Below are 1,299 nucleotides of genomic sequence, written 5' to 3'. Positions count from 1 at the left end.
ACTCTCCCTCGGTCGTGGTTGCTCACCTCGCAACCCGTCGCGTCCTCCGCAACTGGCATCGAGTGTGACCCCGGTCACCCGGCCCGTCAACCGCTGGGGTCCCGACACGCCGGATGCCGGGGTGCCGCGCGTCGTGGCACCCCGGCATCCGGCCCCCTCCTGTCCGGTGGGTCAGCCCTTGGTGGGGCTGCCCAGACGGAGGAACTGGAGGTGTTGTTCGTAGTTGTCCAGGCAGTCGTGGATGACCTGCCCTCGGCTGTAGCCCATGACGTCGTAGTCCTGACCACCTTCCTCGAGGTGCACCTCGAGGCGGGCATGGGTGTCGCGGGCCTGGATCATCCGTCCGCCGTACGTGGGGACTGGCCCCTCGGTGAGGACGACCCGGTAGATGAACGGCTCGTCCTCGGACAGCGTGCGCAGGGTGACGGCTGGCTGCTCGGCGCCCTCCGGACCGACCAGGTCCGACGTGACCTCGGAATCGACTCCGAGTCGCCCGAGTTCCTCGGCGACCTCGTCCAGGGCTGGTCGCACGACGCCCTCGAGATGAGTCTGGGCGTCCGCTCGGTCCACGAAGTTGGTCAGCCGCGCCAACCGGGTCTTCCATAGGGATGCCGGTTGGGTGTCACCGTCGCTTCCACGGGCGGACAGCTTCGCCGACATGGTGTGGGCGCCGCTGTCGACCCGGCGTCCCTCGCGCCGCAGGGCCTTGAGGAGGCCGAGCATCACGAGGACCAGGACGAACGCGAAGGGTAGGCCGAAGATGATCGTCGCGTACTGCAGGGCCACGATGCCGCCCACGACGAGCATCGCGATCGTGAGCAGACCGGTCACGGCCGCCCACAGGATGCGCTGCCACGCAGCGGCGTCCTCGGACCCGGTCTCCAGCCGGCTGCACAGGTTCGCCATGACGAGCGCACCGGAGTCAGCGGACGTCACGTAGAAGAGCAGCCCGACGAAGACCGCCAGCGCCATGACGACGTTGGCCGCCGGGTACCCCTTGAGGAGTTCGTAGAACCCCGCACCGGTGAAGTCCTGGGCGATGGTCGCGAACTCGGCGTCGCCACCGCGGATCCGCTCGATGGTGGCGTTGCCGAAGATCGAGATCCACATGACGATGTAGAGGAACGGGATGATCATCGTGCCGGCGACGAACTGACGGATCGTGCGCCCGCGCGAGATGCGCGCCAGGAACAGCCCGACGAACGACGCCCAGGCAACCCACCAGGCCCAGAAGAACAGGGTCCAGTAGCTCATCCACTCGGCGTTGTCGACGAACGGGAAGGTCTCCATCGTCTTGGC

The 1,299-nt window shown here is 67.7% G+C and carries 1 protein-coding gene; it reads right to left on the bottom strand.

From position 1 onward, the window contains the following. Window positions 1–171 precede the first annotated feature (171 nt). The coding region (locus PLL68_RS04950) for a BCCT family transporter (protein WP_324532208.1) at window positions 172–1,299 on the bottom strand (1,128 nt) is incomplete at its 5' end.

The sequence above is a fragment of the Ornithinibacter sp. genome (genome assembly GCF_035443565.1).
GTDB lineage: Bacteria > Actinomycetota > Actinomycetes > Actinomycetales > Dermatophilaceae > Fodinibacter.
The sequence above is the reverse complement of the archived record's forward strand: the minus strand, read 5'-3'. Positions and strand labels throughout refer to the sequence as shown.